Annotated in this window: 19 protein-coding genes; 4 read left to right on the top strand and 15 right to left on the bottom strand. The window is 34.9% G+C overall.

What is annotated here, in order from left to right; all coding sequences use genetic code 11:
• The 4 genes from DEU39_RS16075 to DEU39_RS16060 all read right to left on the bottom strand — a co-directional run bounded on the left by DEU39_RS16075 (window position 1) and on the right by DEU39_RS16060 (window position 2,789).
• Window positions 1-360, bottom strand: coding sequence for an S-adenosylmethionine decarboxylase family protein (locus tag DEU39_RS16075; RefSeq protein ID WP_062673647.1), 360 nt, complete (start codon window positions 358-360; stop codon window positions 1-3).
• A 21-nt stretch (window positions 361-381) separates the two neighbouring features.
• On the bottom strand, window positions 382-1,305 hold the full coding sequence (ctlX, locus tag DEU39_RS16070; protein WP_062673645.1) for a citrulline utilization hydrolase CtlX: 924 nt from the start codon (window positions 1,303-1,305) through the stop codon (window positions 382-384).
• Window positions 1,306-1,360: 55 nt separating this feature from the next.
• A complete protein-coding gene (locus DEU39_RS16065; protein ID WP_183037429.1) occupies window positions 1,361-1,768 on the bottom strand; it encodes a four helix bundle protein in 408 nt (135 codons plus the stop codon).
• A 106-nt stretch (window positions 1,769-1,874) separates the two neighbouring features.
• Entirely contained in the window at window positions 1,875-2,789 is a 915-nt protein-coding gene (locus tag DEU39_RS16060) for a dimethylarginine dimethylaminohydrolase family protein (protein WP_062673641.1), read from the bottom strand.
• Window positions 2,790-3,079: 290 nt separating this feature from the next.
• Between DEU39_RS16060 and DEU39_RS24455 the strand changes: the two genes are divergently transcribed.
• Window positions 3,080-3,244 carry a hypothetical protein gene (locus tag DEU39_RS24455; protein WP_156121335.1) on the top strand — a complete coding sequence of 55 codons (165 nt, stop codon included), beginning with the start codon at window positions 3,080-3,082 and terminating at the stop codon, window positions 3,242-3,244.
• 89 nt (window positions 3,245-3,333) lie between these two features.
• Here DEU39_RS24455 and DEU39_RS16055 read toward each other — a convergent pair whose 3' ends face one another.
• Entirely contained in the window at window positions 3,334-3,720 is a 387-nt protein-coding gene (locus DEU39_RS16055) for a winged helix-turn-helix transcriptional regulator (RefSeq protein WP_062673639.1), read from the bottom strand.
• 121 nt (window positions 3,721-3,841) lie between these two features.
• On the opposite strand from DEU39_RS16055, the gene DEU39_RS16050 reads away from it, so the two are divergent.
• Both DEU39_RS16050 and DEU39_RS16045 read left to right on the top strand, forming a co-directional pair.
• Window positions 3,842-4,636 carry an SDR family oxidoreductase gene (locus tag DEU39_RS16050; protein ID WP_120232603.1) on the top strand — a complete coding sequence of 265 codons (795 nt, stop codon included), beginning with the start codon at window positions 3,842-3,844 and terminating at the stop codon, window positions 4,634-4,636.
• A gap of 18 nt (window positions 4,637-4,654) precedes the next feature.
• Window positions 4,655-4,978: a nuclear transport factor 2 family protein gene (locus DEU39_RS16045; RefSeq protein WP_120232602.1), complete on the top strand. Its 324-nt coding sequence runs from the start codon at window positions 4,655-4,657 to the stop codon at window positions 4,976-4,978.
• Between the two features lie 60 nt (window positions 4,979-5,038).
• Here the strand turns inward: DEU39_RS16045 and DEU39_RS16040 are convergent, their stop codons facing one another.
• The 9 genes from DEU39_RS16040 to DEU39_RS16000 all read right to left on the bottom strand — a co-directional run bounded on the left by DEU39_RS16040 (window position 5,039) and on the right by DEU39_RS16000 (window position 12,822).
• A complete protein-coding gene (locus tag DEU39_RS16040) occupies window positions 5,039-6,325 on the bottom strand; it encodes a citrate synthase (RefSeq protein WP_047427632.1) in 1,287 nt (428 codons plus the stop codon).
• A gap of 88 nt (window positions 6,326-6,413) precedes the next feature.
• Window positions 6,414-7,706: a phosphopyruvate hydratase gene (gene eno / locus DEU39_RS16035; protein WP_034694712.1), complete on the bottom strand. Its 1,293-nt coding sequence runs from the start codon at window positions 7,704-7,706 to the stop codon at window positions 6,414-6,416.
• A 229-nt stretch (window positions 7,707-7,935) separates the two neighbouring features.
• A complete protein-coding gene (locus DEU39_RS16030; protein ID WP_120232601.1) occupies window positions 7,936-9,129 on the bottom strand; it encodes a hypothetical protein in 1,194 nt (397 codons plus the stop codon).
• A gap of 9 nt (window positions 9,130-9,138) precedes the next feature.
• Window positions 9,139-9,546, bottom strand: a complete 408-nt coding sequence (locus DEU39_RS16025; RefSeq protein WP_120232600.1) for a hypothetical protein — start codon at window positions 9,544-9,546, stop codon at window positions 9,139-9,141.
• Window positions 9,547-9,571: 25 nt separating this feature from the next.
• Complete coding sequence (locus DEU39_RS16020) at window positions 9,572-9,901, bottom strand: hypothetical protein (protein WP_114819956.1); 330 nt, start codon at window positions 9,899-9,901, stop codon at window positions 9,572-9,574.
• Between the two features lie 71 nt (window positions 9,902-9,972).
• A complete protein-coding gene (locus tag DEU39_RS16015) occupies window positions 9,973-10,761 on the bottom strand; it encodes a sensor histidine kinase (RefSeq protein ID WP_120232599.1) in 789 nt (262 codons plus the stop codon).
• On the bottom strand, window positions 10,758-11,393 hold the full coding sequence (locus DEU39_RS16010; RefSeq protein ID WP_147367599.1) for a hypothetical protein: 636 nt from the start codon (window positions 11,391-11,393) through the stop codon (window positions 10,758-10,760). The genes DEU39_RS16015 and DEU39_RS16010 overlap by 4 nt, the downstream gene beginning before the upstream one ends.
• A 1-nt stretch (window position 11,394) precedes the next feature.
• Entirely contained in the window at window positions 11,395-12,183 is a 789-nt protein-coding gene (locus DEU39_RS16005; protein ID WP_120232597.1) for a hypothetical protein, read from the bottom strand.
• Window positions 12,184-12,189: 6 nt separating this feature from the next.
• Complete coding sequence (locus tag DEU39_RS16000; protein WP_120232596.1) at window positions 12,190-12,822, bottom strand: response regulator; 633 nt, start codon at window positions 12,820-12,822, stop codon at window positions 12,190-12,192.
• Between the two features lie 569 nt (window positions 12,823-13,391).
• On the opposite strand from DEU39_RS16000, the gene DEU39_RS15995 reads away from it, so the two are divergent.
• Window positions 13,392-13,826 (top strand): hypothetical protein, encoded by a 435-nt coding sequence (locus DEU39_RS15995; RefSeq protein WP_062673620.1) that lies wholly within the window; start codon window positions 13,392-13,394, stop codon window positions 13,824-13,826.
• A 144-nt stretch (window positions 13,827-13,970) separates the two neighbouring features.
• Here the strand turns inward: DEU39_RS15995 and rplQ are convergent, their stop codons facing one another.
• Entirely contained in the window at window positions 13,971-14,492 is a 522-nt protein-coding gene (rplQ, locus tag DEU39_RS15990; protein WP_062673619.1) for a 50S ribosomal protein L17, read from the bottom strand.

The following is a 14,492-nucleotide window of genomic DNA, read 5'->3' as shown; positions in this document are numbered from 1 at the left end:
TTATCTGTAAATTTTGTGTTTCTGAATGGTATTAGCTTTAAAATACTGAACTACTTCATCTGCAATCTGCTCTACTTTTTTGGTATTGTCCTGCGTATAATTACAAAGGAAAACATCAAAAGTAAGCTGTTTAAATTCCGGCCACGTGTGGATACAAAGGTGAGACTCTTTCAGGATTACTGCAGAAGTAAAACTCTCATTTTCAAAAATATGATTGGTTACTCCTACAATTTCTACATCTTTAGTTTTCAGAATATCTTCTGTAAACGTCAGAAAACCTTTGCTGTCTAATAACAAATCTTCTGACTCTGTTTCCAAAGTCAGAAGAATATGTAAACCTTTACTTGATAATGGGTTCAATTAATTTTTTTGGTAAATATATTATTTTTTTGGAAGAAAAACCTCAGCAAGCATACATCTTGCGCTTCCTCCACCATTTACTTCAATAGTATTCAGGTCTGAATAGATAATTTCGCAGTATTTTTCAATAGCGGCTACCTGTTCTGAAGATAAAGACTGATAGGCTGTCTGGCTCATCACCAGGAACTTCTCGCCTTCTTTGTTTTGAACCTGAAGCATATTTCCTGCAAACTGCTGCATCTGCTCTTCAGAAATTTCGATGATTTCTTTTCCTGAGCCTTTAATCGTTTCCACTACTTTTTCTCTTTCCAGTTCATCATCGATACAGTCAAGGCAGATTACCACAAATCGGTCTGCTACACACATCATTACATTGGTATGATAGATAGGAAGTCTTTCTGTTCCTACCGTCTGGAAAGAATGGAAAACAACGGGAGCAAATCCGTATTTGGTACAGAATTCTCTGAACAGTTTTTCATCCAGTCTCAAAGAAACAGAACCATATGCAATTTTATTATCATGATCGAAAATCATGCTTCCTGTTCCTTCCAGGAAATGTCCCTGAGTTTCAGAAAAAGACCAGTCATCCACCTCAACTACTTCAAATCCCTGCTCCTGGATACTTTCAATAATATCTTCTCTTCTTTCCACTCTTCTGTTGGAGGCGAACATCGGATATAAAACCACCTTCCCATCTTTATGGAAGCTTACCCAGTTGTTTGGGAATATAGAATCTGGAGTATGGGGATCTAATGTATCTTTTATGGTGATCACATTGATTCCTTTTTCTCTTAGTTTTCCAACAAAGGTGTTGAACTCAGCCAACGCTTTTGACTGGATATCAGAACCGGTCTGCTCAACCTGGAAATAATTATTTTTTGCTGTCTCAGCGTTGTAACCGAATGCAATCGGTTCTATCATTAATACGGTATCTGTTGTCTGCATTTTTTATAAGTTTGAGGGTATTAGCGTATAAGAGTTTGAGAGTCTGAACAGCGTTTTACAAATTATTATCTTCTTTATTCACCGAAGAAAATGAACACCACTTTTCTGACTGGCTCATCATTTTAACTAACATCCCTATTATTTGGTTATACTTGTTGTGCAAATTATTATATTGCTCTTCATTCATATAATGGCAGGCAAAGGCAAACTGAAGCCATGTTTGGGTTTCTCTCGCTTCTCCCTCCGAATCTGTAAGCTTAGCGATGAAGGATTTTTCATATTTTCTTTTCCCCCAAGCCTCACTAATATTTGACGTTACAGATCTTGATGATCTTCTTATCTGATCTGTAAGTGAGTAAAGTTCTTCTTTTGGAAAGGATTTTGAGAGTTCATAAATCAACTGTGCTGTTTCAAATGATTGTTGATAAACTTTTAAGTCCTGATGAAATTTAATTGTCGACATACCCAAATATTTTTTTAAATTTAAACAAATATTCAAACCCACCAACACTCTAACGCTCAGACTCTAAAACTCCTCCACTCTTAAACACTAAAACTCTCCCACTCCATTATTCTCTCACAAGCGGCATTGTAGAGCATCTCAATAAACCTCCCATTTTGGAAATTTCTCTGTAAGGAATTTCTTCAACGGTCATTCCCCACTCGTTTCTTAAATGGTCATTCATTCTTGTGAATGCTTTGTCTGAAACTACTACATCAGGAGAAATAGAGAAAATATTCGGAAACATTTCAAACATTTCTTCATCATTGATGTGGAAGCAGTTTTCTTCTCCAAAAATATCGATGATTAAACGGTAATCACTTTCGTCTACGAAGCCGTTTTTATAAATGATACATTTGTCTTCTCCCACAGGATTAAATGTACAATCCAGATGCAGAATCCCTTCAAACGGAACTTTATCGTTTTTCTTCAATTCCAGATCGATAATTCTTTTCTTAGGAAAATATTCTTTTAAGATTTCTATGGCATACTCGTTGGTTCTTGCCGTTTTATAGTTTCTGTAATCTTCGCTGAAGCAGGTTCCGATGAAAATAAAGTCATTCCATACAATTACATCTCCGCCTTCAATATGCGCGGTTTCGGGAAGATTAATAATTTTTCTCCATGCTACTTTTTCAAAAACACTTTTGTAGGCTTCCTGTTCGTCTGCTCTGTCTGCAATCACATTGGAAATGATCATCTTGTCATCAATGACAAAGGCTACATCTCTTGAAAAAACCTGATTGTAGTCTTTGATGATACTAGGACGCAGAACTTCAACATCATACTTTTTTAAAACCGCTTCAAAAGCGTTCATTTCATTGATAATATCCTCTTCTTTAGGATAAATGTTGTGTTCGATTGAGTAATATGACTTTGCGTCATAACTTTCCTCTAGTGTGGGAACTGGTCCCAATGAATTAGGCTGGCCTAAAACTACTGACTTCAGCCTGCCCGTTTCGTTTTTAATATTTAGTCTCATAAAGATTTATGCAATACTACAAATATAAGTAAAGGTCTCTACCTGTAAAACTTTTGGATTATTTTATGTATTAAATTTGATTTCTAAAATCAACACCCTTCAACAAAATTTCCTTGTCAGTTCAGCCAACTGCAGTGAATAGTCCCAAAAACATCTACAACTTACTATTTTCCATCTACATAAGAACAAAAAAACAGATAATTATATTATTTAATTTCCTATATTAGTGATATAATTTTCGCGAAATTATAGATCATAAAACTTAACTATTAACACCAAAAATCAAAGTCATGAACAAAAACAATCCGGTGCTGAAAAACGCACAAAAATTAGGAAGAGATCAACAAAAATCTGTAATGGGAGGCGCTCCGATTTCCACTGGCAGAAGATGCTGCGAATGGGATGATGCAGGAAACTGTTATATCTGGACATGTGACAGATGCCAATGTCCATAATAAAAAAACGAAAACCTGCTTTTGAAAGCAGGTTTTCTTCTCCTATTGTATAGACTTTTTCACCTGATGTTAAATCAAAAAAGCTAATATCAGGTATTGTTTCTCTCACTTTGTGACAAGTTTTCAAGCCTTCTCAATATCAATATCCGTAAGCGTTCTTCATGATCATCACCCCATTTCCCTAATGTGGCAATTACCGGAATCAACGTCTGTCCGAATTCCGTAAGCCTGTATTCTACTTTTGGCGGCACAACAGGATAAATTTTCTTAGTGACAAGATCATGTTCTTCAAGTTCTTTTAACTGAACATTCAATACTCTGCGGGAAGCATCAGGAATTTTCCGTTGTAATTCACTTGGCCTTTGAAATCCTTCATTGATAAACCACAGCAAACGAATCTTCCATTTGCCATAGAGCACTTCAGCAATCAGATCAAGACCGCAATTCAGATTGGGTAAGATTTTTCTTTCGTACATAAAACAAATGTAACACAATGAGATGAGATCTCAATAGGGGATTAATTTATCCCTATGTGATTCGTAAGACCGTACTTGTAAGAGCCGGTCATACTCCTGAAATTTGTACAAAAAAGAAATCATGACAGAATCATTTCATTTCAACAACGAATTATCAGGTAAAATTGCTTTGGTGACCGGAGGAACAAAAGGAACCGGAAAAGCTATTGCCGAAAGATTACTTACTGCTGGTGCTACTGTAATTATCACTGCACGAAATCAGCCTGAAGAGATGAATAATCAATTTCATTTTATTTCAGGAGATCTCAGCCTGGCAAAAGGTACTGAAAAGCTGGTAAGAGAAGTACTGTCTACTTTTGGCAAGCTTGATATTTTAATTAATACATTGGGTGGTTCAGAGACGCCTGGTGGCGGCTTCTCTGTTTTGAGTGATGAAGACTGGGAAAATACAATTCAGACCAATTTATTGGCACCCGTTCGTTTAGACAGAGGGTTTCTGCCGCAAATGCTGGAACGAAAAACGGGAGTGATTATTCATATTGCCTCCATTCAGGGAAGGCTGCCTTTATTTGATTCTACATTACCGTATGCTGCTGCCAAAGCCGGACTGATCAACTATAGTAAAGGTTTATCAAAAGAAGTTTCTCCAAAGGGAGTTCGTGTTCTTACTGTTTCTCCAGGTTGGATCATGACCTCATCTGCCATCCGAATGATGGAACGTATTGCTGAAAGTTCAGAAACGTCAATAGAAGAGGCTACTCAAAGTGTCATGGATGCGTTGGGTGGAATTCCCATTGGTAAACCCGCCCAGCCAGAAGATATTGCAGAGTTTGTTGGGTTTTTAGTTTCTCCACGGGCACAATATCTAACCGGAACCGAATATGTAATAGATGGCGGCACTATTCCAACTGTTTAATCATTTAAAAATAACAGTATGAACTTACCTAACATTTTACAGGAATTCTTGAAGGCACAGGAACTTTTTGACAGTATTTCTTTCTCTAACTGTTTTTCTGAACAGGCATCCGTATTTGATGAAGGAAAAATATACACGGGAAAAGAAGAAATAAGACAATGGAATGAAAAATCCAATAGTGAATACAAAACCTTGTTTGAGGTAAAAGATTTTTCGGTGAATGATAATACAACTGTTTTAAGAATTAATATTTCAGGTTCTTTTGATGGAAGTCCGGTAATGCTGAATTTTCATTTCCGAACGAAGAATGATCTTATTACGGCTTTAGCTATTACTGAATAAGTTGTAAAAATAAAGAATCCCAAAGCTTGCTTTGGGATTCTTTTATATTGTAAGCAAATATTATCTGCTTGCGATGTCGATGTAGTTTCTTTCCTGAGCACCTTGGTACACCTGTCTTGGTCTTCCAATCGGGTCTCCTTTCAGTCTCATTTCTTTCCACTGAGAAATCCATCCTGGAAGTCTTCCTAACGCAAACATTACAGTAAACATTTCTGTAGGAATTCCTAATGCTCTGTAGATGATACCTGAGTAGAAGTCTACGTTTGGATATAGTTTTCTTTCTACGAAGTACTCGTCTTCAAGGGCAACTCTTTCTAACTGCATTGCAATGTCAAGAGCTTTATCCTGAATACCTAATGCAGTAAGGATATCGTCAGCAGCTTTCTTGATGATTTTCGCTCTTGGGTCGAAGTTTTTGTAAACTCTGTGTCCGAATCCCATTAGACGGAAATTATCAGCCTTATCTTTAGCTTTAGCAACATATTTAGATACATCACCACCATCTTTTTCGATTAGTTCAAGCATTTCGATTACCGCCTGGTTAGCACCACCGTGAAGTGGGCCCCAAAGTGCAGATACCCCAGCAGAGATAGAAGCAAAAAGACCTGTGTGAGCAGAACCCACCATTCTTACTGTAGAAGTAGAACAGTTTTGTTCGTGGTCTGCGTGAAGGATTAATAATTTATCTAAAGCATTTACTACTACCGGATCGATTTCGAAATCAGCGTTTGGTAATCTGAATGCCATTTTGTAGAAGTTCTCTACGTAGTTCAGGTTGTTATCACCGTGGTTTAATGGTAAGCCCTGAGTTTTTCTGTAAGTCCAGGCACAAAGATGAGAGAATTTAGCGATCATCAGCTCAGCTGCGTGATCCATTTCTTCTTTAGAGTTTACGTTCACTGCTTTCGGGTTGAAAGCTGTCAATGCAGAAGTTAAAGAAGATAAAACTCCCATAGGGTGAGCAGAACGAGGAAAAACATCAATGATCTTTTTCATTTCGTCTGCGATGAAGTTATATTTTTTAATATTGTTGTCGAATGAAGTAAACTGATCCTGAGTAGGTAATTCTCCATGTAATAAAAGATACATTACTTCAGTGAAGTTAGATTTCTCAGCAATCTGCTCGATTGGATAACCTCTGTAGAATAATTCTCCTTTATCTCCGTCTAAGTAAGTGATGTCGCTAATAGTAGCTCCTGTATTTTTGTAACCTAAATCCAGAGTGATTAAACCTGTCTGGTCTCTTAATTTTGAAATATCAATCCCTCTGTCTCCGATAGTACTATCCACGATTGGATATTCATATGAATTACCGTCGTAATTCAATATTACTTTGTTGTCTGACATTATTTATTTATTTTTTTTAAATATACCACTTTCCATAAAATACGGCAAACTAAAAATTTCGCTTGCCGTTATTTATAAATTCGATTAATTATCTTTTGATTTTAAAAGCTTCCAACCCTGGGAAAATTGCAGTTTCACCTAAAGCTTCTTCAATTCTCAATAGCTGGTTGTATTTTGCCATTCTATCTGATCTTGACGCTGAACCTGTTTTGATCTGTCCACAGTTCATTGCTACCGCCAAATCAGCAATTGTAGAATCTTCAGTTTCTCCTGATCTGTGAGACATTACTGAAGTGAATTTATTATTCTGAGCCATTTGTACAGCAGCCATTGTTTCAGAAAGAGAACCGATCTGATTTACTTTTACAAGGATTGAGTTGGCAATACCTTCTTTTACTCCTCTTGATAATCTGTCTACGTTTGTTACGAATAAATCGTCACCTACCAACTGTACTCTGTCACCAATTTTATCTGTAAGCATTTTCCATCCTTCCCAGTCATCTTCCTGCATACCATCTTCGATAGAGATAATCGGATATTTAGCAGCCAATTCTGCAAGGTAAGAAACCTGCTCTTCTCTTGATCTGTGAGCGCCTTTGTCTCCTTCGAATTTTCTGTAATCGTATGTTCCGTCTTTGTAGAATTCTGAAGCGGCACAGTCTAATGCCAACATGATGTCGTCACCAGGCTTGTATCCAGCTTTTTCGATCGCCTGAAGTAATGTATCCAAAGCATCTTCTGTTCCGTTGAAAGTAGGAGCAAAACCTCCTTCGTCTCCTACTGCTGTAGAAAGACCTCTTCCTTTAAGGATCGATTTTAGGTTGTGGAAAATTTCAGTTCCTTTTCTCAAAGCGTGAGAGAAAGAATCTGCTTTTACCGGCATAATCATAAATTCCTGGAATGCGATAGGAGCATCTGAGTGAGAACCACCGTTAATTACATTCATCATTGGAACCGGAAGTGTATTGGCATTCACTCCACCAACATATTTATAAAGAGGCATTCCCAATTCAGCAGCAGCAGCTCTGGCTACCGCTAGAGAAACACCAAGAATAGCATTAGCACCAAGATTTCCTTTGTTAGGCGTTCCGTCAAGATCAATCATAATCTGATCGATATAGTTTTGTTCAAAAACCGGTTGTCCAACTAAATTCTCTGCAATTACTTCTTTTACATTTTCAACAGCTTTCAGAACTCCTTTCCCCTGATATTCTGAACCACCGTCACGTAATTCTACCGCTTCGTGTTCTCCTGTAGATGCTCCTGAAGGTACAGCTGCACGGCCCATTGCCCCGCTTTCTGTAAATACATCTACTTCAATGGTAGGATTTCCTCTGGAATCTAAAATCTGTCTTGCTTCTATGTAAGAAATTGCACTCATTTTTTATTTTTTTTAGTTTAGACAAATTTAATCAAAATTTAACTTTCAGGGGCATTTCACGGGATTTTTTTGAGATAAATCCGAGTTAAATTTTAGTTAATTTATATTATGATAATTCTACAAATTCTTTGTGAAGAACCAGGTTTTTAAAATGGTAAAACAATCTTACGAAAAAACTCCAGACACTATAAAATGCTGGAGCTTTAGAATTGTTTATATTATTGTATAATTACTGTATCTTACGTTTTGTACCGATACCGCTTAAAAAAGAAAGACCTGCAATAACATTACCTTTTTTAATGAAGCTATTGTCAAAATCTTTGCCCAGAGATAGTGTCAGGTGCTGGTTAGGAAATATTGCATAATCCAAATTCAAAACGCATTTCCATGTAGGTTTCAAATCGGAGCCTGAGATAAAACTTCTGTAAAGCCCCTCAAAACTGCCTGTAAATTTTGAATCTTTTGGTGAATACTCATATTTCACGCCCGCATCAAATGTTGAGAAGTTACCTTGTGGTTTAAAATCATCTACAGTCATCCAATCATTTTTAGGATTATACATGTAGCGTAAAAGGAAAAGAGGCGTTCCTGCTTTTTCAGTTGCATATCCTAAAACAGTCCATAAACCTGCATTGTAAACTCTTGAATTATCAAATTGCTTTTCTTTAAACTGAATACTTGTTCCGCCTGCGAAGTCCCAAAGGAAACCAGTACGGGTTATTTTTAAAGTTGTTTTACCTAACTCTTCCGTACTTTGAATGAGATATTTATCTTTTTTAGGAAATTCTTCCTTAAGTACTTTAAGTCTTGCGTTTACCCTGTCATCTGCTTCTTTGTATTGTGGGGTATTCATCTGTAAGCTCTTTCTTAACTGAACTGCTTTTTGATATTCGTCGTCAGCAGCAAGAAATTCACCAAAATTTTGATTAATATATTCCCCACGCTCATCTAATTTTGTTTGAATAATTTTAAAATCTGCTTTCGTTTTATCATCAGGCTTCCCTCTAAAAAGTGAAAATTTTATTCCTATTGATGTATACACTGCATTAGAAGGCAAATCTGAAGATTTAGACTCATCAACATTTCTTGCAGCAAATGAAAAAACAAAGGTTTGAGGTAAAGTATATTTAATATCATCATTCAACATTTGTTCAATCGTCTTATTTTTTGTTTTATTTGGAAAGATCCAATAAGGAGCAACCTCTATCGAGTATCCTCCATTATTTATAAAATTAATAGGAAAGTTTCTAATTCCAATCATTAAATCGGAAACATCTGTAGGCTTACTTATCTCTGTGGTTGCAATATTCAGGATATTTGATGCAGGAGATGCAGGCCCTCTTAAAATATCAGTATTTACTTTCTCTTGCCCCAATAACCAGCTTGAGAGCATTACCAATATTACTATATAAAATGTTTTCATGATCTCAGTTTAATTAAAATGGATAATTACAATAAAATCAACAAGTCCATTATTGTCTGTTTGGGAAGATAAATGGTAAACCCTATCCTGAATTACCACAGTAAATATACAAGAGACATTTGCTTTTCCCTTACAAGAACAATTAATAACTATCATCGTTCCTTTTAAATCTTTAACAACACCAACACTTGTAGGCGTTGTTTTAAGAATGAAACGATTTGTTCCTATTTTAGCATAAACTTTTCCTGGAACAATTTCTCCTGTAAGAGCAGCGCTTAAATAAATTAAATCTTCCGGTTCACCATTACTTCTATATTCAACATCCATTCCGCTACTTTTAACAGTAACAACATCTAATTTCTCCCTCAATAATTCTTTTGCATCAATTCTTGATTTCAGTTCTTTTTTAGCTTTCATGACATTTCGTTTTTTAAGTTTTTTATTATTTTCTCGGTGTAGGCGATAAAAGTCCGGCTAAGGCACCTATTGCACCCGAAGAAATAGTTGCAAAAATAGTAACCAACTGATTATCTTTAGCGGCACCATCATTCCAGTAAGCAATGAGAATAAGTCCTGCTATAATGGTAATGACTGCCAACCCGAGCATAAGTACAATAATTCTGTAGATCCAATAGTCTGTGTCTTTCGGGTTTTTTATTTCTACATTTTTAATAGCCTCTATCGGATTGGTTTTGAACTTCTCCTGAAGATCAGTGTTGTTTTTTAAAGCAGCTTCCAAATCTCCAATACTGTCGTTAATAAGAGTTTTCATGGCTTTTAATTTTATCTATCAAATTTCCCTCTAAAAAACGGACCAGTCAATTACACAAAAGGGTAATTTATTTATAGGACTATTTTAAACACAATACAGGTTCCAGGGTTTTCGGATATGATAGAACATTCACCAGATAGTTCATTCATTCTTCGTTTCATATTTCTAAGGCCATTACCTTCTTTCTGTCCATCGGGAATTCCGTTTCCGTTATCGGAAATTTTCATAAAGAAGTTATTTTCATCCTGCCAAAATGAAAGTTTTACAGTATTTGCCTGACTGTGTTTGTACACGTTATTGACCGCTTCTTTTAAGCAGAGAAAAAGATTGCGTCTCATTTCTGTGGAAATAGGTGTTTCTGCTATAATATCTTCACATTCTGAATACATCATTATTTTTGTTTTCTTCAAAAAGTTTCCGTTATAAAGGATGGCATAATCGATAAAGCTTCCTAAGGTGTCATTTCCTGAATTCAGACTCCATAGCATTTCTCTCATGGAGATATTCATTTCTTCAGAGGTTTTCAGAAGCTCATTGATATCGCTTTGCAGATCATCATTCTCAGCCTTCTGTTTCAGAAATTCTGCCTGAAGTTTCAATGCAGAAATTCCTGCTCCCAGATCATCATGCATATCGTGTGAGATACGTTCCCGCTCCTGCTCCAGCACTTTTTGTTTTTCGAGTTCTTTCTGGAGAAGCTGGTTTTGGTGTTCGGATTCTTTGAGTTGTTGCTGTTGAATAAAAAAAAGCTGTCTTTTATTATACAGAACAACTATTAAAACAATAAAGATGACAAAGGTTATTAACAAAATAACCGCAATAATATAGGCCAATCTTATTGTATCCGGAAGTTGCTTCATATCGTGTTTTTATTTTCAAATTTTCTTAAAGCAATATAAAACATTCCATACATAATGATATTAACACAATACTGCATAACTTTTAAAATTTGTAAAAGTCCAGGGTCATTATCTTGAAGAAAAAACATTGGGATAGATCTAAAAATAAAGAAAATGCTCCAAAAAAGTAACCCACAGGAAACCCAAAAATATGGGTCATTTAGAATTTTTATTTCATCAAAGTTTTTTAATCTGATATAAAACCACACCAGTACATTAATTATAAAATAAAAGCAAACCAAAATTCCTAATATATTTTCATAGTTATCACTATAAAACTTTACAAACAGAATTATAAATACAAGTATAGCCATCAGAACGTAGAGGAAAAATACTTTAAGCTTTTGAGGGAAGACTTTAGCATAGTATATATTAAAAAATATAATCAGAAAAATGCTGTAATAATTAAACAGATAAGCAAAGTCAAATTCTTTATTAAATATTTTATAATGTCCGTATAGCTCCAGACAAAGTGAAAGGAATAAGAAAACAGCAAAATAGTTTTGGCTGGAAAGACCTCTCTTTCCAGCTAAAACTATGGACTTTACAGTAGCCGCTAAGAGTACTGCAATATATACTATTTGAATTAGCATTTTACGGATATAATGAACCCATATCGTAATATCCTTTTTCAGTGCTAAAAACAAGTGTCATTTGTTTTTCGTGTGTTTCAAAGTGTTTTTTATATTGATCTTCCAGAAATCTATCCCCTAGATTATTTTCAAAAATTACTTTCTTCACATCACTGATCTCGCAAAGGTTGATGATAAATGTATCAGAAACATCTTTTGACAAGGTATCTATCAAATCAACAATATGATAACTAATATACCATGTATTGTTTCGCCCTAAATAATTAGTCAATACTTTGTGTCCATTCTCAAGATAAAAATCTGTAAACACTTTTAAACTTCCATTTGAAATTTTTAGCTCACTGAGAGAAAGTTCCTGATTTACATTAATGATAAAGTAATTATTCTCATCAATAGTATTTTTACCTTGTGTTTGCAAAGAGGCCACCATATATATCATCCTGTTTTCAGAATACGGTGTAAGTCTTACTCTGTAATCCTGGGGATCTATCTGTACGAAAGTGAATGTTAAATAGGTAGCCTTAATTTCTTTCATAATTTCGCAAATATCTTTCAAAAGTGAATATTTTACGGCGTAAATACCTCCAACATTGAAATTCACATCTTGATTTTCCATAAATTCCAGAACGCCTTTTTGGGCACTACTAATAAAACTTTTTGCCAGGATCTCACTGATAGGCATCATTTCCGACCCATCAACTAACTGCTCAAGTTTATTCCCGATTGGGCCTTCTCTGTACGATAAATTGTCATCAAGTACTTCTTGATTTGTTTGATTTAAATTCTCCATGATTTCTTAGTTTTTTGATTGATTAAATTTATTGACTGCCTCCACCTTATTGTTTACGTGGAGTTTTCTGTAGATATTTCCGACGTGTTTTTTCACGGTATCAATGCTGATGAATTTCTGATCTGCAATCTCTTTGTAGAGAAGTCCCTGGGAAAGAAGTTCAAGGATTTCCTTTTCCCGCTCTGTAAGTTCATCAAAGCCTTTTATTTCCGGAAGTTTTTTCTCGAAATGGTTCAATACCCTTCTTGCAATAGAAAAACTCATAGGTGCACCGCCGTTGTATACATCGCGGATGGAAGAAAGAATTTTATCCATGCTTTCTCCTTTTACAAGATATCCCATGGCTCCTGCCTTTAAAGAATTAAAAATCTTTTCATCATCATCAAAACTAGTACACATGATAAACTGTGTATTGGGCATTTCTTTTCGTAATTTTTCTATGATTTCAATTCCCAGCATATCCTGTAATTGGATATCCATCATCACAACGTCAGGAGAAATATCGGGTAGATTTGTTATGGCATCATTACCATCAAAGAACTGAGCAATCACTTTCATATCTTTTTGATAATCGATGACCTTCTTCAACGCATTGTTGTAGTTTTTCTCGTCTTCTACTATGGCTATGGAAATGCTCATGACTTTATTTGTTTGAAGCAAATTTCAACAGAAAACAATTTGAAATCAATTACACCTTTGTGTAATATTAATGTTTGAGTTTGAAGTTGTGATTCAGTCTTTTAGTTTTTATTAAATTTAATCAATTTTTGATTCCAAAAACAATATACGACTAAATATTTCACAATAAATTAAAAATAAAAACAAATAAACAACAATAAATCATTTAAAATTAACAATTATTTCATAATCTGATTAAAAATCTACGGATCATTTCGGCGTACTGTAATATGGAATTTGATCCACTCAAAGATCTGAATCAGGTTCTTACCTTTCTAAAGCCATATTGCAGGAATGTAAAGTAGCTGCTGATGACCTGCTACAATATTCCACTATATTCCGGAATTTTTTCATTTGACAAGAAGTGCTGCCTCTCTTTAATTTCAAAATTTTCTTTTTGCTAAGCCTAGTATTCAAAGAGAAAAACAATAGAAATATGCATGAATAATCGTTAAATTTTCTCATATTGTAAGGCATGATTTTTGTAAAATTAAATTATAAAATCATATTGAATATCAAATAATATAATCATGAAAAAAAGTCTTTTAGCACTAAGTGCTTTGCTTGCATTAACTGTAGTCAGCTGTAAAAAAAGTGAAAGCGGAAATAAAATCGTTATCAAAACAGACAGTTCAGAAACTGTTGTTACAGACCATAATGGAAAAATAGATTCGGTGACACAAAGTTCTTCGACTGTAGATATCAACGGAAAGAAAATTGAGAAAACCGATTTTGTTTATAAAGCTACAGACGGAACATTAGTAAAAGTTGTATTTAAAAATGATCCGAAGGAAAGTACAGTAGCCATTACCAGCAATAAGAAAACATTTACGTTACCTAAATCGGAAACCAAAGGGGATGAAACGATTTACAAAAAAGATGATATGACGGCAAGGGTAAAAGGAGATAGTCTTCACCTTGAACAAGGGAATAATATTATTGAACTGAAAAGAACAAAGATTTAAATAAAAAAAATGTCCTTCAAAATTGAGGGACATTTTTTGGGTACTTTACCAATGCTTTTCATCATACCCTGGATAATCCAAGTATATTATGGAAATAAAAAACCATCCGAAAACGGATGGTTTATATATATATCTGAATGAATATTATTCTTCAGTTTTTTCTTCAGTAGTATCAGCTTTAGCTTCTTCTACTTTTTCTTCTACTACAGGAGCATCAGCAACTACTGCTTCAGCTTTTTTAGTAGTAGCAGTTGATCTTCTGCTTCTTCTTGTAGCTTTTTTCTCTTCAGCATTAGGGTTGTAAAGCTCGTTGAAATCTACTAGTTCGATAAGAGCAGTATCAGCAGCATCACCTGGTCTGAATCCTGTCTTGATGATTCTTGTATAACCACCGTTTCTTTCAGCGATTTTAGGAGCTACAGTTCTGAATAATTCAGCAACCGCAAATTTATTTTGAAGGTAAGAGAATACTACTCTTCTGTTGTGTGTAGTATCTTCTTTTGCTTTTGTTAATAGAGGCTCAACATATACTCTTAAAGCTTTAGCTTTAGCTACAGTAGTGTTGATTCTTTTATGCTCAATTAGAGAACAAGCCATATTAGAAAGTAAAGCACTTCTGTGAGAAGCTGTTCTTCCTAAGTGATTGAATTTTTTACCGTGTCTCAT

It is taken from the genome of Chryseobacterium sp. AG363, assembly GCF_003610675.1.
GTDB classification, from domain to species: domain Bacteria; phylum Bacteroidota; class Bacteroidia; order Flavobacteriales; family Weeksellaceae; genus Chryseobacterium; species Chryseobacterium cucumeris.
Note: the sequence above shows the minus strand (reverse complement) of the source record. Positions and strands in the feature narration are given on the sequence as shown.